Origin of the sequence: Dyella amyloliquefaciens, from assembly GCF_004296575.1 — a bacterium.
GTDB lineage: Bacteria > Pseudomonadota > Gammaproteobacteria > Xanthomonadales > Rhodanobacteraceae > Dyella > Dyella amyloliquefaciens.
The window spans coordinates 906,373-925,769 of record NZ_SAYT01000001.1 but is presented as its reverse complement, the minus strand read 5'-3'; the positions used below and the strand labels follow the sequence as shown (position 1 = coordinate 925,769).

General features: G+C 66.3%; 19 protein-coding genes and 1 riboswitch. All 19 genes read right to left on the bottom strand.

All coding sequences use genetic code 11. The features are described from left to right. Positions 1-150 precede the first annotated feature (150 nt). The 19 genes from EPB08_RS03760 to btuB all read right to left on the bottom strand — a co-directional run bounded on the left by EPB08_RS03760 (position 151) and on the right by btuB (position 18,508). A complete protein-coding gene (locus EPB08_RS03760; RefSeq protein WP_130617905.1) occupies positions 151-2,028 on the bottom strand; it encodes a potassium transporter Kup in 1,878 nt (625 codons plus the stop codon). 27 nt (positions 2,029-2,055) lie between these two features. Then, complete coding sequence (ruvA, locus tag EPB08_RS03755) at positions 2,056-2,655, bottom strand: Holliday junction branch migration protein RuvA (protein ID WP_130617691.1); 600 nt, start codon at positions 2,653-2,655, stop codon at positions 2,056-2,058. Next, positions 2,652-3,170, bottom strand: coding sequence for a crossover junction endodeoxyribonuclease RuvC (gene ruvC, locus EPB08_RS03750; RefSeq protein ID WP_130617904.1), 519 nt, complete (start codon positions 3,168-3,170; stop codon positions 2,652-2,654). Before ruvC ends, ruvA begins: the two co-directional genes overlap by 4 nt. Positions 3,171-3,209: 39 nt before the next feature. Further along, complete coding sequence (locus EPB08_RS03745) at positions 3,210-3,944, bottom strand: YebC/PmpR family DNA-binding transcriptional regulator (protein ID WP_130617690.1); 735 nt, start codon at positions 3,942-3,944, stop codon at positions 3,210-3,212. 78 nt (positions 3,945-4,022) lie between these two features. After that, positions 4,023-4,679 (bottom strand): alpha/beta hydrolase, encoded by a 657-nt coding sequence (locus EPB08_RS03740; protein WP_130617689.1) that lies wholly within the window; start codon positions 4,677-4,679, stop codon positions 4,023-4,025. A gap of 143 nt (positions 4,680-4,822) precedes the next feature. After that, complete coding sequence (gene aspS, locus EPB08_RS03735) at positions 4,823-6,592, bottom strand: aspartate--tRNA ligase (protein ID WP_130617688.1); 1,770 nt, start codon at positions 6,590-6,592, stop codon at positions 4,823-4,825. A gap of 130 nt (positions 6,593-6,722) precedes the next feature. Next, positions 6,723-7,301, bottom strand: a complete 579-nt coding sequence (locus EPB08_RS03730) for a DUF3011 domain-containing protein (RefSeq protein ID WP_229238200.1) — start codon at positions 7,299-7,301, stop codon at positions 6,723-6,725. A 126-nt stretch (positions 7,302-7,427) separates the two neighbouring features. Continuing rightward, complete coding sequence (locus tag EPB08_RS03725) at positions 7,428-7,715, bottom strand: FmdB family zinc ribbon protein (RefSeq protein WP_130617687.1); 288 nt, start codon at positions 7,713-7,715, stop codon at positions 7,428-7,430. A 105-nt stretch (positions 7,716-7,820) separates the two neighbouring features. After that, positions 7,821-8,546 (bottom strand): adenosylcobinamide-GDP ribazoletransferase, encoded by a 726-nt coding sequence (locus EPB08_RS03720; protein ID WP_130617902.1) that lies wholly within the window; start codon positions 8,544-8,546, stop codon positions 7,821-7,823. A 5-nt stretch (positions 8,547-8,551) separates the two neighbouring features. Next, positions 8,552-9,118: a histidine phosphatase family protein gene (locus EPB08_RS03715; protein WP_130617686.1), complete on the bottom strand. Its 567-nt coding sequence runs from the start codon at positions 9,116-9,118 to the stop codon at positions 8,552-8,554. Then, positions 9,115-10,161, bottom strand: coding sequence for a nicotinate-nucleotide--dimethylbenzimidazole phosphoribosyltransferase (cobT, locus tag EPB08_RS03710; RefSeq protein WP_130617685.1), 1,047 nt, complete (start codon positions 10,159-10,161; stop codon positions 9,115-9,117). Before cobT ends, EPB08_RS03715 begins: the two co-directional genes overlap by 4 nt. Then, positions 10,158-10,679: a bifunctional adenosylcobinamide kinase/adenosylcobinamide-phosphate guanylyltransferase gene (gene cobU / locus EPB08_RS03705; protein WP_130617684.1), complete on the bottom strand. Its 522-nt coding sequence runs from the start codon at positions 10,677-10,679 to the stop codon at positions 10,158-10,160. The genes cobT and cobU overlap by 4 nt, the downstream gene beginning before the upstream one ends. After that, the gene (locus EPB08_RS03700) at positions 10,667-12,148 is read right to left on the bottom strand and encodes a cobyric acid synthase (protein WP_130617683.1); all 1,482 of its coding nucleotides are present in this window, start codon (positions 12,146-12,148) and stop codon (positions 10,667-10,669) included. The genes cobU and EPB08_RS03700 overlap by 13 nt, the downstream gene beginning before the upstream one ends. Then, positions 12,145-13,143, bottom strand: a complete 999-nt coding sequence (gene cobD / locus EPB08_RS03695; protein WP_130617682.1) for a threonine-phosphate decarboxylase CobD — start codon at positions 13,141-13,143, stop codon at positions 12,145-12,147. Before cobD ends, EPB08_RS03700 begins: the two co-directional genes overlap by 4 nt. Continuing rightward, complete coding sequence (gene cbiB / locus EPB08_RS03690; protein WP_130617681.1) at positions 13,136-14,053, bottom strand: adenosylcobinamide-phosphate synthase CbiB; 918 nt, start codon at positions 14,051-14,053, stop codon at positions 13,136-13,138. Before cbiB ends, cobD begins: the two co-directional genes overlap by 8 nt. After that, the gene (locus EPB08_RS03685) at positions 14,050-15,315 is read right to left on the bottom strand and encodes a cobyrinic acid a,c-diamide synthase CobB (RefSeq protein WP_229238199.1); all 1,266 of its coding nucleotides are present in this window, start codon (positions 15,313-15,315) and stop codon (positions 14,050-14,052) included. Before EPB08_RS03685 ends, cbiB begins: the two co-directional genes overlap by 4 nt. Positions 15,316-15,385: 70 nt before the next feature. Beyond that, the gene (cobO, locus tag EPB08_RS03680) at positions 15,386-15,985 is read right to left on the bottom strand and encodes a cob(I)yrinic acid a,c-diamide adenosyltransferase (RefSeq protein ID WP_130617901.1); all 600 of its coding nucleotides are present in this window, start codon (positions 15,983-15,985) and stop codon (positions 15,386-15,388) included. Between the two features lie 32 nt (positions 15,986-16,017). Next, positions 16,018-16,602, bottom strand: coding sequence for a hypothetical protein (locus tag EPB08_RS03675; protein WP_130617679.1), 585 nt, complete (start codon positions 16,600-16,602; stop codon positions 16,018-16,020). Positions 16,603-16,660: 58 nt separating this feature from the next. Then, complete coding sequence (btuB, locus tag EPB08_RS03670) at positions 16,661-18,508, bottom strand: TonB-dependent vitamin B12 receptor (RefSeq protein ID WP_229238198.1); 1,848 nt, start codon at positions 18,506-18,508, stop codon at positions 16,661-16,663. Between the two features lie 113 nt (positions 18,509-18,621). Continuing rightward, a riboswitch (cobalamin riboswitch) is annotated at positions 18,622-18,860 on the bottom strand. Positions 18,861-19,397 lie beyond the last annotated feature (537 nt).

Here is a 19,397-nt window from a genome sequence, read left to right as displayed (position 1 = left end):
GCATTATGGCAGTGCTTGGGTTGCAGCGGCGCGGCAACGGGCACGCATTCGGGCCTGGCGGGCTCAAAACGAGCCTCATCCGGGCAAAAAACGGGGATTGGCACGTTTCGCGCCGGGACCCCGCTCTCGCAGGGTCCCGCATGCGGTCCGTCAGATCTCGACCTGCGCGCCCAGCTCGATCAGGCGATTGCCGGGAATCTGGAAGAAGGCCGTGGCCGGCAAGGCATTGCGTGCCATGAAGGCGAACAGCTTGTCACGCCACAGCGCCATGCCAGGACGGCGGGCATCCGCGATGATGTTTTCGCGTGACAGGAAGAAGGTCGTGTCCATCATGTCGAACGGCAGGCCCACCTTGGAGCACTTGGACAAGGCCAGCGGGATGTTGGGATCCTCGGCGAAGCCGAAGCGCAGCTCCAGCCCGTAGAAATCGCCACCCAGTTCGCTGATTTCGATGCGCTCGCCGGGATCAGCGGTGGGGATTTCCAGCATTTCCACCGTCAACAGCACATTGCGCTCGTGAAGCACCTTGTTGTGCTTGAGGTTGTGCAGCAGCGCGTGCGGCACGGCGTGCTGGTTGGCGGTCAGGAACACGGCGGTACCCGGCACGCGCAGCGGCGGATGCTCGGCGATGTTCTCGATGAACGGGTCCAGCGCGAGGCCCGACTGCTTGATCTCGCGCACCACCAGCTCGCGGCCACGACGCCACGTGGTCATCACGACGAACACGCCCACGCCCAGCACCAGCGGGAACCAGCCGCCGTACTCGATCTTGATCAGGTTGGCGCCCAGGAACGACAGGTCGATGCTGAGCAGCAGGATGCCCGCCAGCACCACGACGAAGCGGCTCCAGTGCCACATCCGACGGGCCACGATCAGCGCAAGGATGGTGGTGATGGTCATGGTGCCGGTCACCGCGATGCCATAGGCCGCGCTCAGGTTGTCCGAGCTGCGGAAACCGAGCACCGCCACCAGCACCATCACCAGCAGGAAGTTGTTCACCCACGGCACGAAGATCTGCCCGGACATCTCGCGCGAGGTATGCACCACCGGCATGCGCATGGAATAGCCCAGCGACATGGCCTCGCGGGTCATCGAGAACGCACCGGAAATCACTGCCTGCGAAGCGATCACCGTGGCCACGGTGGCCAGGCCGATCATCGGGTACAGCAGCGGCTCCGGGGTCAGCTTGAAGAACGGACTGTCGATCGCTTCCGGATGGTTGAGCAGCAGCGCACCCTGGCCGAAGTAGTTGAGGACCAGGGCCGGCAGCACAAAGCTGAACCAGGCGTAGCGGATCGGACGCTTGCCGAAGTGGCCCATGTCCGCATACAGCGCCTCGGCACCGGTGAGCGCCAGCACCACGCCGCCCAGTGCGATGAAGGCCTGCATGCCGTGGGTGAAGAAGAACTTCACCCCGTAGTACGGATTGAGCGCCCACAGCACGTGCGGATTGCGGGCAATCATGTGGACACCGAGCAATGCGATGACGATGAACCACACCACCATCACCGGGCCGAACAGCCTGCCCACGCGCTCGGTGCCGTGCCGCTGCAGCGCGAACAGCAGGAACAGGATCACCGCAGTGATGGGCACGACCCAGTGGCCAAGATTGGGCGCGGCAACCTTCACGCCTTCCACCGCCGACAGCACCGAAATGGCCGGCGTGATCACGCCGTCGCCGTAGAACAGCGAGGCGCCGAAAATACCGATGATGGCGAGCAGCCAGCGCTGCCGGGGTTGCCCGCCCACGCTGCGCAACGCCAGGGCAAGCAGGGCCATGATGCCGCCCTCGCCCTTGTTGTCGGCGCGCATGATGAAGACCACGTACTTCAGCGACACCACGATGATCTGTGCCCAAAAGATCAGCGACAGCACGCCATAGATGCTTTCCGGCGTCGGCTTCATGCCGTCGTGGCTGAGCGTGGTCTGCAGCGTGTAGAGCGGGCTGGTACCAATGTCGCCGTAGACCACGCCGATGGCGCCCAGCGCCAACGCGGCCAGGCGGCGCTTGGTGTCGGCGTCGGTCATGCCGTGGGTGGAATCTGGGGTCACAAGTCAGTTCCCTAGTGCGGCGCGCAGCGCCTTGCGGATGATCGATTCAGCGGTGTCGCCCTCGGCGACCACCTTCTGCACCAGGCGGGTGACTTCCGCCGGCTTGTAACCAAGTTGTTGCAGCGCGACGGTCGCCTCACCGGCGGGGTCGAGCGGCGCGCCATTCACGGCGGGGCCGGCGCCAGGCAGCGTGACGGCCAGGCCGTCCACGCGATCGCGCAGTTCCACCACCATGCGTTCGGCCGTCTTCTTGCCGATGCCAGGGATCTTGGTCAGCGCCACCACGTCGCCCGCCTGCACCAGCCGCGCGAAATCGTTGGTGGACACGCCCGACAGCACGGCCAGCGCGATTTTCGCGCCGATGCCGCTGACCTTCTGCAGGTTGCGGAACAGCGCGCGCTCGGCCTCGTGCATGAAGCCATACAGCGCCACGCTGTCTTCCTTCACCGCGTAGTGCGTGAGCAGCGTGACTTCCTTGCCGGTCTGCGGCAGGTCGTAGATGGTGGACATCGGCGCTTCGAGCTCATAGCCCACGCCACCTACCTCCACCAGCAGCCACGGCGGCTGCTTGGAAACCAGAATGCCGCGAAGGCGACCGATCATCGGCGCCTCCATGCGGTGCGAGGGATGCCGACGCGCTGCAGGCTGGCGCGCGTATGGGCGTGCGTCACGGCGATGGCGAGCGCGTCCGCGGCATCAGCCTGCAACGGCCCCTTGAGTCCGAGCAGGACACCGATCATGTGCTGTACCTGGGTCTTGTCGCCTCGGCCAGTGCCGACTACGGACTGTTTGACTTCTGTCGCTGCGTATTCGTGCACCGCGATCCCCTGACTGACGACCGCGCAGATCGCGGCTCCCCTCGCCTGCCCCAGTTTCAGTGCCGAATCGGCATTGCGCGCCATGAACACACGTTCCACGCCGCACTCATCCGGTCGATGGGCGGCGATGATGGCACACAGCTCGTCAAATATGCGTTTCAGGCGCAAGGGAAAGGTGGCCTCGCCGGCTACCGCCAGCGCGCCATGGAAGACATGGGACAGCTTGCCGCTGGCGTCGACATCGATGATGCCGACACCGGTGCGCTGGCTGCCCGGGTCGATGCCTATGATGCGTGTCATGGGTATGGCGTCGCCGGGCATGGCGAGCAATAGGACGAGTTAGCTCGCCGCCTCGGCGGGCAGCAGCGCGTTGTGCGAAACATCGCTGACGTCGTCGAGGCCATCGAGCTTCTCGAGCAGGTCGAGCAGCGGCTCCAGCGCCTCCTCGGGCACGGGTACGCGATTGGTCGGGCGCATGCCTACACCGGCGTGCAGCGCATGGAGACCGGCAGCGGCGAGCGCCTGCTGCACGGCTTCGAAATTCTCCGGCGCGCACAGCACGGTGCTCTCGCCGTTTTCGTTGACGACGTCGTCCGCGCCGGCTTCGAGTGCCGCTTCCAGCACTTTCTCTTCGGCCGCTTCGTCGCCGCCGGTGGCAAACGCGAGCTCTCCCAGACGAGAGAACTGGAACGCCACCGAGCCGGACGTACCCAGGTTGCCGCCGTGCTTGGTCAGCGCGTGACGCACGTCGGCCACGGTTCGGGTCGGATTGTCGGTGAAGCAGTCGATGATGAGCGCGACGCCACCCGGACCGTAGCCTTCGTAACGCAGCTCTTCCATCGAGGCACCGCCGTCGGCACCCGAGCCGCGCTTGATCGCGCGCTCGATGGTGTCCTTGGGCATGTTGGCCGACAGGGCCTTGTCCACCGCCGAACGCAGGCGCGGATTGAGCGAAGGGTCGGGCACACCGGCGCGCGTGGCGACGGTGATTTCGCGGATCAGCTTGGTGAACACCTTGGCGCGCTTGGCGTCTTCGGCGTTCTTGCGACCTTCGATGGACGGGCCTCTACCCATGGCATTTCCTGCAATCTGGCTTAACGGACAAGACGCGAATTGTATCGCCTTGGGGCGGGAGGCTAGCAAGCCGGCAGATCAACCGCCCGTTCCGGCCTGTGTGGTGGGGTGGTCGAAATGACCGCTCTGGAGGAACTGCGTGACCTGCCGGGCCGCTTCGGGCACGAACAACAGGCCGGTGTGGTTGGTCTCCACCACGCAGTGGTCGGCGATGCCCGGCAGGCGCGTCTCATCCACGGTCACACAGCCGTCGTTGTCGCCGTCGAACTGACCGATCACCGCGCCCAGGCCCAGTGACATCCGCCCCGCCACCACGCCCACGTCGCGCGGGCCACTCCATCGCTCGAAACCGCGTTCGAGCAGGGCACGGTTATGCCCCAGCAGCACTTCCCCGCCCTTGCCCATGCCGGCAAAACGGCGCGCAGCGGCACTGCCCTTCAGCGGGGACCCCAGGCAGACCACGCGCCCGGGCGGCAGCTGCTCGACTTCGGCGCAAGTGCGCAGGGCCAGCAGCCCACCCAGGCTATGGCCGACGAGGTGCACGGTATGTCCGTCCTCGGCCAGCTCATGCATGCGCGTCTGCAGTCGCCCCAGGATGCGCTCCGGAGTGGTCGCGACGCTCATGTAGTCGAAGCGATGGACGCGAAATCCGGCTTCCATCATGCGACGGTGCAGCATCAGCAGCGCGAAACCGCGCATCCACAGGCCGTGCAGCAGGATCACTTGGTCGGACATCGGAGAGGCGGACTTCCATCAGCGAGGGTCGAACGTCCGGGCGGCGCTGCCAGCCCGGACGTTGCGGGAGTCCATTCTGCACATAAATCCGTCTCGGGGCCGCGACAGACTGCGCTGAACCGGCCATGCGACCGGCCCGTAACTCAGGCCGACTTGGGCTCCGCGGCCACCTTCACGTGCAGCTCTTTCAGCTGCGCATCGCTGACCAGCGACGGCGCGTCGGTCATCAGGTCCTGCGCGCTGGTGGTCTTGGGGAACGCGATCACGTCACGGATGGATTCCGTGCCCGCCATCAGCGCGGCAATGCGGTCGATGCCGAAGGCCAGGCCACCGTGCGGCGGCGCGCCGAACTTCAGCGCCTTCAGCAGGAAGCCGAACTTCGCCTCGGCCTCTTCCGCACCGATGCCGAGCATCTCGAACACGGTGCTCTGCATCTCGGGGCGATGGATACGGATGGAACCGCCACCAATCTCGGCACCGTTGAGCACCATGTCATAGCCGCGACTCACCGCAGTGGCCGCGTTCGCACGCAGGTCGGCGACGTCGTCGACCTTGGGCGCGGTGAACGGATGATGCAGGGCAACGAAGCGCTTCTCTTCGTCGTCGTACTCGAACATCGGGAAGTCGGTGACCCATAGCGGTTTCCAGCTGTTTTCCACCATGCCGCGATCCTTGCCGACCTTCAGGCGCAGCGCACCCATGAAGTCCGTGACCGCCTTCCAGCTGCCCGCGCCGAAGAACACCATGTCGCCGCTCTGTGCACCGGTGCGCTTGAGCACGCCTTCCAGCGCCGCGTCGTCGAGGAACTTCGCCACCGGCGAGTTGATGCCTTCGCGGCCCTTGGAGAGATCATCCACGCGCAGCCAGGCCAGGCCCTTGGCGCCGTACTTGGCGACGTACTCGGTGAGCTGGTCGATTTCTTTGCGGGTGAAGGTGGCGCCGCCCGGCACGCGCAGCGCGGCGACGCGGCCGTTCGGGTCGTTCGCCGGCTCGGCGAACACCTTGAACTCCACGTGCTTCACCGCATCGGCGATGTCAGTCAGCTCCAGCGCGATGCGCAGGTCCGGCTTGTCCGAACCGAAGCGACGCATCGCCTCGGCCCAGGTCATGCGCGGGAACACGGCGTCGAGCTCGACGCACTGCACTTCCTTGAACACGTGGCGGATCAGTTCCTCCACGAAATCCTGCACGTCCTTCTCTTCGACGAAGGCGAACTCGAGGTCGAGCTGGGTGAATTCCGGCTGGCGATCGGCGCGCAGGTCCTCGTCGCGGAAGCAGCGGGCGATCTGATAGTAGCGGTCGAAACCGGCCATCATCAGGATCTGCTTGAACAACTGCGGCGACTGCGGCAGCGCGTAGAACTGGCCCGGATGCACGCGGCTGGGCACCAGGTAGTCACGCGCACCCTCGGGCGTGGCCTTGGTCAGGATCGGCGTCTCGATATCCTGGAAACCGCGCGCGTCGAGATAGCGGCGCAGCGACTGCACTAGCTTGATGCGGGTACGCATCATCTTCTGCATCTCGGGACGGCGCAGATCGAGGTAGCGGTAGGTCATCCGCATGTCCTCGTTGGGATTCTCGTGCAGCGCGAACGGCAGGTCCTTCGCGGCATTGAGGATCTCGACCTTGTCGGCCAGCAGCTCCACCGTGCCGGTGCGCAGCTTGTCGTTCACCGACAGGCGCTTGCGGATGGTGCCGGTGACGCGCAGGCAGTACTCGTTGCCGATCTCGCCGGCCACCGCGAAGGCGGCGGCGTTCTCGCGCTCGATCACCACCTGGGCGAGGCCCTCGTGGTCACGCAGGTCGACGAAGGCCACGTGGCTCTGCAGGCGCAGGGTGTTGACCCAGCCACAAAGGGTGACGGTCTGACCGACCAGTGCCTCATCGATGAGGCCGCAATAATGCGTGCGCATGCGCTTGGAACTCCGGGCCGCGTAGCGGCGTGATGCGTGGACAAGAGGACCCGGAATGTTAACACCGGTGCGCCCGGTGGCGGGCGTTGGGGTGGCTGCATGGCCACACCCAACGCTCCGGACAACCCGCTTACCAGCGGCGATCAACCGAGAACAGGCCGCGGCAGCCCCGGTTCACCCACACGCCTGCGCGGTTCCAGCCCCAGCTGTAGCCTTCCTCGCAGGGTGTGCCCGACATCTGGCGCAGCAGGCGCACGCGCCCGTGACCGCCGACGTCCACCTGGCAGAACTGGTAACGCTTGTCGTTGCTTTCGCAGGAGAAGCGGATCTCGCGGTCCCAGTCCGGGCCCGGGCGCCAGCCGCTGTCCGGCGGTCGATTGCCCGGCGGTGGGTAGTAGCCGCCACCATTAGGCGGGCGGTAGCCACCGCCGCGTCCCATCTCGACGAATTGGCCGCGGCACCCGCGGTCGACCCACAAGCCGCCGCGATCCACGCCCCAGCTCTGCCCGCGGGTACACGGACTATTGGATTCCTGACGGATCAGCTCGGCGTCTCGCCAGGGCACCTGGCAGCGGGTGAAGCGGCCATCGTCGCTGCCGCAGCGGACGACGTCGCGCCCCTGTGCGTACGCCGCCGGCCCCGCCAGTGCCGCGACGCCGATGGCGAGACTCGCCAACACACCCATCAAACCCGTTCGTATCCGGAACATCCATTCCACTCCTGCTGTGACTGGGCGTCACGCTAGTGCGGAGATCATCAACCGGAATTGAATATCTTGCGACTTCTTCGCAGGAACCTGCACGCCGGCTACGCGGCGTTCAGGCATCGCGCCGGATCAGCTGTCGCTGCTGGACGAGCTGGACGAGCTGGGGGCAGGCGCTGGCGCTGGGGCCGGCGCGGGAGCATTGCTGTCGCCCGCCAGGTTGCGCTTCTTGTCGCCGTCCTTCTTGAAGTCGGTCTCGTACCAGCCGCTGCCCGCCAGTCGGAAGCCGGGCGCGCTGAGGCGACGCTTCACTTCGGCCACGTCACAGGCGGGGCACACCGAGGGATCGGGGTCGGACATCTTCTGCAGGCGGTCGAACCGATGGCCGCAGCTGTTGCATTCGAATTCGTAGATAGGCATGAAAGCTCCGCAATACGGCCAGCTGGTCTGCGTCGCCATGATCGGCCGCGCGCGCTGGCAGCCCTCCATTATCGAGGCCTGGGAGCCAAATTCAATGCAGCGCGCTCAGGCCGCCAGCGCGAGCACGACCAGCACGGCGGCCTCGACCAGCTCGGTCAGCGCCCCACAGGTATCGCCGGTCATGCCCCCCAGCCGGTGCATGCAGGCCAGCCGCCAGAGCACGAACACCATGGCCGCAGCCACCAACGCGCGGATCCCTGGCCAACCCGCGACCAGGACTAACAGAACGGCAAAGGCGAGCCCCGCAACGCAGGCGGCACGAGAGGCACCCACCAGCGAACTGCCCATGCCCCCGCCGCGCACGTAGGGTGTGGACAGGAAAGCGACGGTAAGCACGGCGCGCCCCAGCAACGGCGCCAGCCACAGCGCGACGCCGGGATGCGGCAGGCTGGCCAGGGCGGCGAACTTCAGCAACAGCAACATCACCACCGCCGCCACGCCCATGGGGCCGCTGCGTGGGTCCTTCATGATCGCAAGCGTGCGGTCGCGATCGCCGAGGCCGCCCACCCAGGCATCCGCACTGTCGGCGAGGCCGTCCAGGTGCAGGCCGCCGGTCAGCACTACCCATGCGAACAGCAGCAGGGCCGCCGCCAGCATGGGCGACGACGCCGACATCAGCCAGCCGATCGCCCACAGCAGCGCACCGATCAGCGCACCCACCACGGGATACCACGCCAGCTGCGCGGACGGCGAGGTTGCGCCATCAAAGACCTTCGCCGGCACCGGCAGGCGGGTGAGGAAACCGATGGCAGCAAGCAGGGCGCGCATGATCCCGCCTAGCCTCCCGCCGTGGTCGCCCATTCGAGCGAATGCAGCGATGCGTGCGGCACCTCGATCCCCGCCATGTCGGCAAAATCGCGACCCTCGGTTTCGCACCGCAACAGGCGGATCACGCCGCCGTGAGTCACGACCAGCACGCGCCGCGAAGCCGCCTCGGCGGCGACTTCATGCAGCGCGCTGCACAGTCGCTCGCGAAATGCCGCGAACGATTCGGCGCCAGGCGGCGGATACGCCACAGGATCGGACCAGAACCGGCCCAGGGCATCGGACTGGTCCTTCGCCAATGTCTCGATGGGCACGCCCTGCCAATCGCCGAAGTGGTATTCGGCCAGGCGCGGATCCACGCGCACGGGAACGCGGCGTGCCGCTGCGAGTTCATGGGCGAACTCCGAGCAGCGGATCAACGGCGATGTCACGATGGCGTCCCAGGTGCGTCCGAAGATCGCCGCGCGAAGCTGCGTCCAGCCCAGCGGGCTCAGCGCATCGTCCAGTTGCCCGCGATAACTGCGCTGACCGGTGTCGCCGTGGCGCAACAAATCGATACCGACGTGCTTGCCACTCATGCGCCGCTCACGCCGGCCTGGGCAAACGTCGCCATCCGCGCATGCAGCTCGCAGGCGAGGCGCATCAGCGGCACGGCGGTCGCCGCACCGCTGCCCTCACCCAGGCGAAGGCCGAGATCGAGCAAGGGATCGGCTTCCAGTGCGGCGAGCAGGCGCGCATGACCGCGCTCGCGCGAACGGTGCGCGAAGAACATCCATTCGCGGCAGCCCGGGTTGATGCGCACGGCAGCCAAGGCCGCCGCTGTCGTGATGAATCCATCGACCAGCACCGGCAGCCCCCGCTGCGCGGCCGCGATATAGGCACCACACAAGGCCGCGATCTCGAAGCCGCCCACGCGCCCCAGCCAGGCCAACGCATCGCTGTCGACGGGATACTGGGCCAGTGCACGCTCGATCACCATGGCCTTGTGCTGCACGCCGGCCGCATCCAGCCCGGTGCCTGCGCCAGCGAGGCTCGACGGCGACTCGTCCAGCAGCGCACACGCGAGGGCAGCCGCTGACGTGGTATTGGCGATGCCCATTTCACCGCCGATGAAAAGCTTGGCACCTGCCGCCTGCGCAGCTGCAACGCTTTCGGCGCCCGCCAGCAGCGCACGTTCCAGTTGCACGGCGCTCATCGCCGGCCGTTCGCAGAAATTGTTCGTCTGCGGCGCGATGATCGCGCGCCGCACCTGCGGTAGTTCACCGGGATCGTTCACCGTACCCAGGTTCACCACTTCCAACATCGCGCCCAGCGTGCGCGCCAGCACACTGATGGCCGCGCCGCCGTTGGCGAAGTTGCGCACCATCTCGCCGGTCACGACCTGGGGAAACGCCGACACGCCCTCGGCGGCTACGCCGTGATCGCCGGCGAACACGGTGATCCATACCTGCTGCATCGACGGCAAGGTCGCGTGCTGCAATCCGGCCAGGCGAATGGCCAGCGTTTCCAGCGTGCCGAGCGAGCCCGGCGGCTTGGTCAGTTGTGCCTGATGTTCGCGGGCGCGCTCCCTGCTCTCCACGTCGATGGCAAAACACGGTTCAACCAGCCAGTCATGGCTCATGCAAGACTTCCTTTGAGGGCCAGCGGCAATCCCGCTGCAACGAACAACACCGTTTCACACGAGCCGGCGAGCGCCTGATGCAACCGACCCGCTTCGTCCACGAAGCGACGCGTCAGCTCACCGAGCGGCACGACACCCAAGCCCACTTCGTTGCTGACCAGCAGCACCTGGCCCGTCAGCGTCGGCAACACATCAATCAGCGCATCACGCTCGGCCTCGAAGCGCGACGGGTCTTCGTCGCCGAGCAGGTTGCTCAACCACAGCGTGAGGCAATCCACCAGTACGCAACGCCCGGGCCGCGCCTGCGCTTTGAGCGTGGCTGCCAGCGCGAACGGTTCTTCGACGCTTTGCCAATGCCCGGGACGACGGGCACGGTGATGCTCGATGCGCGCGGCCATTTCGGCATCGCGCGCCTGCGCCGTGGCGATGTAGACCACCTCGTGCCCGAAGCCCGTGGCCAACCGCTCGGCCAACGCACTCTTGCCAGAGCGCGCACCACCAAGGATCAGCGTGCGCATGCCTGCCCTCCCGGCACAGCGAGCAGTTGCGACAGCAAGGCGGTATCGAGGTGGGCTTCCACCGCATCGGCAAGGCGATCGATGGCAGCTTCACGTTGAGATGGCAGATCGAGGGCGACAGCTTCGCGTAACCCCGACCACGCCAGCAACGCAGCGAGCGCCTCCGGATGATCGAACAAACCGTGCACGTAAGAACCCAGGATCTGGCCATCCGGCGACAGCGCGCCGTCGCGACGATGCCCGTCGAGCACGCTGGATGGTTGCTCCAGCGCCGCACCGTGACTCACGCCGCAATGGATTTCGTAGCCGCTCACGCGTGCCTCTCCCAGGGCCAGCCTTCCATCCACGCGACGCAGGACTTTGCGCGCCTCAAGTGTCGTTTCGACATCCAGCCAACACAGTCCCTGGCTAGAGCCCGGCTCGCTCTCGATACCCAAGGGATCATGCACGAATCGCCCCAGCATCTGGAAGCCTCCGCAGATGCCGATCACCTTGCCGCCGTAGCGCAGATGCCGGGCGATCGCATCGTCCCAACCCTGCTCGCGCAGCCAGGCGAGATCCGCGCGCGTGGACTTGGAACCGGGCAACACGATCAGATCGCAGGACGGCGGCGTTTGGCCTGGCCCGATGAAGCGACAATCCACCTCGGGATGGGTCCGCAGCGCATCGAAGTCGGTGTGGTTGCTGATGCGCGGCAAGGCCGGCACGACGACACGCAGGCGCGCGTGCGTTTTGTGCACTGGATCACGCGGCAACGCGTCTTCGGCCTCCAGTTGCAGGCCGTGCAGATACGGCAGCACGCCGAGTACGGGCTTGCCGGTCTTTTGAGCAAGCCAGTCCAGTCCGGGTTGCAGCAACGCCATGTCGCCGCGAAAGCGGTTGATCACGAAACCGACCACGCGTGCCTGCTCGCTTTCGGACAACAGTGCGAGCGTACCGACCAGATGCGCGAACACACCACCGCGATCGATGTCGGCAATCAGCACCACCGGGCAATCGACGGCTTCCGCATAGCCCATGTTGGCAATGTCGCGATCGCGCAGATTGATCTCGGCCGGACTGCCCGCCCCTTCGACGATGATCGCCTCGTACTGCGCGGCAAGGCGACGATGCGAAGTGAGCACGGCATCCATCGCGACGCGTTTGTAGTCGTGGTAGTGCCGCGCATCCATGCTGCCGATGGCCTGCCCATGCACGATCACCTGCGCGCCAACATCACTGTTGGGCTTGAGCAGCACGGGATTGAAATCGGTATGCGGCGGTAACCCAGCCGCCTGCGCCTGCACCGCCTGCGCGCGACCGATTTCGCCGCCATCGACGGTGACCGCCGAGTTGAGCGCCATGTTCTGCGGCTTGAACGGCGCGACTGGCACGCCGCGACGACGCAGCCATCGGCATAGCGCGGTGACCAGCGTGCTCTTGCCGGCATCGGAGGTGCAGCCCTGCACCATCAGCACGCGTGCGCTCACGGCGAGCCTGCCTGCAACGCGAGACTCGCAAGCGCGGCATCGAGGCGGGCAAAGGCGGCCTCGTCGCCCGGCAAGCCAAACCGCAGGCTGGCCGGCGCCTCGAAACGGCGGGTCAGGATGCCCTGCGTCGCTAGCGCTTCATGCACGCCATCGGCGCGCTCATCGCGCCACCACTGGAAGAAAGCACAGCCCGCCGTCGGCGTGAGGCCATGCGTGGTCAGCAGCGCCGCGAGGCGCTCGCTGCAGGCGAGCAACCGTGCGCTCGCCTCGACCTGCCACGCCTGATCGGCCAGTGCTTGCCGGAGCACGTATCGGCTCGGCCCGCTCAGCGTCCAGGGACCAAGGCGCTCGCGCAAGGCATCGAGCAGCGAGGGGCTTGCTGCCACGAAGCCCGCACGCGCACCGGCCAAGCCAAAGAACTTGCCGGTGGATCGCAGCACCACCAGGCCTTCGCGCGACGAAGCCGCGCACAGGCTTTCCGATGGCGTGGCGTCCATGAAGGCCTCATCCACCACCAGCCAGCCGCCGCGCGCGGCGAGTTGCTCGTGACAGGCGAGCAAGTCGGGACGATCAAAGCGTTCGCCCCCCGGATTGTTCGGGTGAATCAGGACAACCACGTCCAGGCGGGTTGCCTGTGCCAGCAAGGCCGGTGCGGGCAACTCTTCGACCTGATGGCCGGCACGACGCCATGCATGCGCATGTTCGTTGTACCCCGGAGAGATCAGGCCGACACGCGACATGCGACGCAAGGTCGGCAACGCCTGTATCGCCGCCTGCGAACCGGCGACCGGCAACACCCGTGGAGCGCCGTAGTAGCTGCAAGCAATGTCGGCGAGACCATCATCGTCTTCGGGCAGACGCGCCCAAGCCGATGGCGGAACCGCCGGCACCGGCCAGGCGAACGGACTGATGCCGGTGGACAGATCCAGCCAGTCCTCGACGGGGATGCCATGGAGACGCGCAGCACGCAGCAGGCGACCACCGTGCTCAAGCATGCGGACCTCCCGGCCATAGCCAGCCAAGCACGAGGACGACCACCAGCCAGAGCACCACGCCGCGTCGTACCAGGCGCAAGGCGCGCACGATGGTATCGGCATCGGGTGCATCGCCTTCGCCCAGTGCCGGGCGCTGCTCCCAGACGCCGTCGTAAGGCGCCGCACCGCCGAGCTGCACACCCAGCGCGCCTGCACCCGCCGCCATTACGGGGCCGGCATTCGGGCTGTCCCACGCGGGAGCCTGGTTGCGCCAGCAGCGCCACGCTCGCTGTGCGTCGCCGAGCAGCACGTAGCTCAGCGCAGTCAGTCGCGCCGGCAGGAAGTTGAGCACGTCGTCCGCGCGTGCCGCCATCCAGCCGAAGCGCTCGTATCGGGCCGTGCGATAACCCCACATCGCATCCAGCGTATTGGCCAGTCGATACAGCACGGCCCCTGGCGCGCCCAGCAGGACGAACCAGAACAGCGCGCCGAACACGGCGTCGTTGCCGTTCTCCAACACCGACTCGCTCGCGGCGGCCGCAACGTGCGGTGCATCGAGTGCCTCGGTATCGCGACTCACCATGCGGCCAACGGCCATGCGTGCGACGTCGAGGTCGCCGTCACGCAACGCCTGTGCCACCGGTATCGCGTGCTCACCCAGGCTGCGCAGGCCGATCGCGAGATAGAGCACCGCGACATCAAGCACGAAGCGCAACCAGGTGGGCGCCACCAGGCTCAGGGACATCACCAGCACGATGGGCAGCACAGCCAGGCACCACGCAAGCACGCCCGCCGACCGACGATCGGCGTACACATGGCGCTCGATCCAGCGGACCATCCGTCCGAACAGCACCAGTGGGTGAGCCCGTTGCGGCTCGCCCAACCACGCATCGAGCAGCACGGCGGCCAGCATGGCGATTGCCGTGCTCATGGCAGGAACAGGTTGATGGCGGCAGCGGGATGCGAGGGAAAGTAGGCGTGCATGAAGCTCGCCGTCATGCGCTGACGCCGATAGATGCCTTCGCGACTGGGGCCGCCATCCGGATTCGTCGCCATCACCAACGGCGCCGGCGAAATCTCCGCTTGCGCGTAGTGGAAGGTGTGCCCGCGCAACTCGCCCTCCGGCAACACCGCAGCCTGCATGCCCAGGCCACCGAGCTTCTTCTGCATGACGGCCCGTCCCGGCAGCAGACCGGCCATGGCGAACGTATCGCCGTCCGCATTGCCGAGCGAATCCAGCGCATACAGCATGCCGCCGCACTCGGCGAGTAGTGGACGGCCGGCATCCACGTGAGCACGCAGGTCGCTGCGCAGGATGTCGTTACTCGACAAGGCCTGCAGGTGCAGCTCGGGATAGCCACCGGGCAGCCACACCGCGTCACAGGACGGCAGCCCATCGCCCGCCAATGGCGAGAAGAAGCGCAGCTCCGCTCCCGCGTCGCGCAGCACATCCAGGTTGGCTGGATACAGGAAACAGAAAGCGGCATCCCGTGCGACGGCGATGCGCCAACCATGCAGGCTCGTCGGCACCGGGGCGCGCGAGGCCGGCGGAAAAGCGACCGGGCGTGGCAACGCGTCCGATGCATGATGGGCCCACGCATCGGCCAGCGCATCGAGCCGCGCATCGATATCGCCCAGCTCGCCAGCCGCCACCAGGCCGAGATGTCGCTCGGGCAAGGCCATCGCCGCATCACGGGGCAAGGCGCCAAGCCAGCGCAGCTCGTCGGGCACGCTGCCGGCCAACAATTGCGCGTGATACGGGCTGCCCACGCGATTGGCCGCCACACCGAATACATCCAGGCCATCGCGATAGCGGGCAAGGCCCAGGGCCAGCGCGCCGAACGTCTGCGCCATCGCCGAGCCGTCGATCACCGCCAGCACGGGCAAGCCAAAACGCTGGGCGAGGTCGGCGCTGGACAGGCCGCCATCGAACAGCCCCATCACGCCCTCCACCAGGATCAGGTCGGCCTCGCCCGCCGCTTCATGCAAGCGCGCACGGACGTCGTCCTCGCCATTCATCCACAGGTCGAGCTGATAGACCGGCGCACCGCTGGCGCGCTCCAGCACCATCGGGTCGAGAAAATCCGGCCCCGTCTTGAACACGCGAACAAGCCGGCCCTGCCGGACGTGCCAGCGCGCCAGCGCGGCCGTGACCGACGTTTTGCCCTGCCCCGACGCAGGTGCGGAAATCATGAGGGCGGGACAATGGCGTGCCGCGTCGGTCATCAACAGAAGGCCTCAGGTTGGGGGTGGAACGCGATGCTTAAAGCTCGATGCCTTTCTGCGCCTTGATGCCCGCCTGGAAGGCATGCTTCACCACCCGCATCTCGGTCACGGTGTCGGCAAGTTCCACCAGCGCATCCGGCGCGCCTCGCCCGGTGATGACCACATGCTGTTGTTCCGGTCGGCATTTCAATGCATCGCACACCTTGGCCACGTCCAGGTAGCCTTTCACCAATGCGATGTTGAGTTCATCCAGCAGCACGAAGTCGTAACGCGCATCGGCAAGCATGCCTGCCGCGATCGCCCACGCCGCCTCGGCGGTGCGGATGTCGCGCGTCTTGTCCTGGGTTTCCCAGGTATAGCCCTCGCCCATCACGTGATAGTCCAGTTCGTCGGGGAAGCGCCGGAAGAACGCTTCCTCGCCGGTGGAAAAACTGCCCTTGATGAACTGCACGACGCCGCAGTGGAAGCCGTGGCCGAGCGAGCGAGCCAGCATGCCGAAGCCTGACGAACTCTTGCCCTTGCCATTGCCGGTGTTCACCACCAGCACGCCGCGCTCGATGGTCGCGCGGGCGATCTTGCGATCGACCAGCGCCTTCTTGCGCTGCATGCGTTCGCGATGGCGCGCTTCGGCACTCATCTCACCAGCGGGTTCCACCGCGTCGTTCATGCTCAGGCTTCCTGGTGGTGGTGCGTCGATGCGGAGTGTGCCGCAAGCCGTGCACACACTGCGTGCACGATCAGGGCCGCGGCGATGTAGCTCAAGGTGGTGCGCACGAACAGCGGCCCCCACTGCCACAGGCGGGCAAGATACTGCGCGACATTCGGGTCAGGGTAACGGCCGCCGAGCCAGTAGAACGAGCCGTTGGAGATCGCGAACGACAGCGCCGCCGCCACAAAGCCGACACCGAATGCGCCAGCCAGCGAGTGGAACTGCCCGGTGAGCTTCGGTGCATACCCGCGGCCGGCGTACCACAGCACGCCATAGGCCAGTGGGAGGAATGCGTACGCGGCGGTGACGCAGAAATCGCCCACGCCTGCATAGGTGATCGAGACCCAGTCGAGCGCCACGGCCAGCAGCAGCATGCCCACGAACGCCCAATGCCGGCGCAGATAGACGCCGCCAAGGAAAAACACCGCCATCGATGCGTCGGGCAGATGCAGCATGTCGCCGAAATGCTTGAAGCGCGTGGCCATCATCACCAGCACGAGCAGCAGCGCCAGCACGGCGAAACGTGGACCGGTAGGCATCTTCATCTCTTCACTCCTCCTCAGGGGGAAAGGCGGGACCGGCCTGGCCGGTCCCGCACGTGCATCACTGGGCCGGCTGGTAGCGCAGCGTCAGCATGGTGTTGCGGCCCGGCTGGTTGTAGTACCAGGCGGTCTCGTAGTCCTTGCCGAACGCGTTATTGAGGGCCAGCTGCACCTTCAGGTCGCGCGTGAGTGCATACGCCACGCGCAGGTCGGTGATGGCATAGCCACCCAGCGGATGGCGATTGGCGAGATCGTCGTAACGACGGCCAGCCACGTACCAGCTGCCACCCACGCTGAAGTCGCCGAAGCTGCGATCGAGGTCGACGCGTGCCATCTGGCGGGCGCGGCGCGGCAGCAGGTTGCCGTCGTAGTTCTGCGACTCGTCGCGCGGATCCAGCCAGGTGGCCGTACCCGTCACCAGCCAGCCCAGCACGTGCCCGCTCACCACGCCCTCGGCACCACGGATACGAGCCTTCTCCACATTGCCCGGCAGGCCGATCGAGGCGTCATAGGTGATCAGGTCGCTGACGTTGTTGCGAAACGCGTTGAGCGACCAGTAGCCCCAGCCGTAATTGCCGCGCAGGCCGAGCTCGACGTTCTGCGACTTCTCGGGACGCAGGTTGGCGTTGCCATAACCGGGGTAATACAGCTCGTTGAACGTCGGCGCCTTGAACGCGGTACCGTAGCTCGCGGTGAGGCGCAGGGTATTGGTGAAGTCCCAACCCCACAGCAAGCTGCCGGTGTTCTTGCCGCCGAACTGGCTGTTGTCGTCGCGGCGAACGCTCGCCTGCACCGACTGGCGGCCGAAGGTCTGCTGCCACTGTGCGAACAGGCCGCGATTGATGCGGCTGTCCACCGCGTAGGCCGTGGTGCTGTCCACTTCATCGCGCTGCCAGTCGAAACCGCCGGTCAGCAGGCCACTCCACACGCCAACGTCCGCCTGCAGTGAACCGATGTCGCGATGCGTGTCGAAGCGATCGGTGTACACGCCGTGCAGGAAATCCTTGCTGAAATCGCCGCTGGTGCCGGCGCTAAGGGTCACGGTCACGTCCTTGGTCGGACGGTAGTGCACGCGGCCGCCCACCACCTGGGTGGCGCTCTCGTCGGAGTCGCTGTAAGTGCCGTCGTACCAGTTGTGGCCTTCGCTGCGGAACAGGCGGGCATCGGCATCCCACTGCTCGCTGAAGCGATAGCCGGCCTGCAGGGTCACCGCGGTATTGCGGTAACCGTCCTTGTCGGGCTGGTCGGCGAAACACGCGGCGCCTACCTCGGCTGCACCAACGCGGCACGCGTTGATGCCGTGCGTCTGGTCGTGCGACGCCTCCAGCGAGTACCAGCCATCGCCCACCTTGCCGGCGAGGCCGGCCGAACCGGCGAGATGGTTGTAGCTGCCGACGCCCAGGCTGAAGCTTGGTACGAACGCACCCTCGGGACGGCGAGTAAAAATCTGGATCACGCCCCCGATCGCCTCCGAGCCGTAGAGGCTGGAGAACGGACCGCGCACGATCTCGATGCGCTCGATCTGTTCGACCGGGATGTCCTGCAGTGCAGCGTTACCCAGCGTGGCGGAGCCGATCTTGATGCCGTCGATCAGCACCAGCACGTGATCGGACTCGGTGCCGCGCAGGAATGCACTGGTCGCCTTGCCCGGGCCGCCGTTGTTGGACAGCACCATGCCCGGCGTGCCGCGCAACAGGTCCGCCAGCGATGCGGGCTGCAGGCGCTCGATATCGGCACGATCGATCACGGTAACCGCAGACAGCGTCTGGTCCTGCGTCTGCGCCGTACGCGTGGCGGTTACCACCACGCCACTGAGATCGGTTGCGTCATCGGCGAACGCCGGAGAGAAAACAGTCAGGAGCGCCGTCGCCAGAATGGAACGACGGACCAATGAATAATGGATGGCCAAAACACTACTCCTCAACCGCGCCTGCCCGCGCGGAACACAAGGGAAAAAGGGCAGGCGGAGGGGTGCTTGGCGGCCATGCGGAGGCACGGCATCCATGACATGGCCCACCGCCTGTCTGGTCGTACCTCGAGGCCGGTCTCCGGGCTCACGAACCAGGACGTCATGTCCATTGAGAACGACGCCTTCCCATGCACTTGGCACAGTGGCTTTCTGTCGTTCCAGCGATCAGGGTGATCGCGGTTCGCCTACCGTTGCGGGGGCAGCTCCGGACTAGGCGCTCACGCGCCGCACCGGATTCCCGTTTCAACCACCGGCATTGCGGCCGGTGGTCACCTCAGGCGGGAGGGATGTTAACAGAGGGTTGGTGCGAGGGAGTGACTTGCGACAAGGCGAGGGGTTTTTGATGTGGCGAAAGGGCTGTCGCTGGAGGCGTGCCGATCAGGGGGTGACCTCTTGGGCTTGGCTATCGTCGGTGACTGCGCCGCCACGGTGCCGCCTAAGACCGTAGGAAGTACCCGTGGGACGCGGCGGGCGTTTCGTTCTCTTGCCGGCGACGCGGCTAGTCCCCAGGAAGCTCGAGTCATCTTTCTTTTGCTGGTCCACGCACGCGCTCTTTGCGTGCTAACGGCGAAACCGGCCCGACGGGCGGAGGGCGAATGTCCGGGGTCAAAGTCCCGTGGGATTAGCTTCGCGTCAAAAGTTACCCGAAGAAAATGGCCTGAAGAGCTGGTAGTGCAATGTGGGGAAAGTCTTGAAGGTATCGGAGCCCGGATGGCGAACGCCTTCGCCGCTCGCGAGTGGCTACAACACGCCGCACCCATGCGTTGAGGACTTAAAGCGGGCTTCGGTGCCTTTGAGTGCTTTCGCAAGATTGGCCCCTCACCCCGGC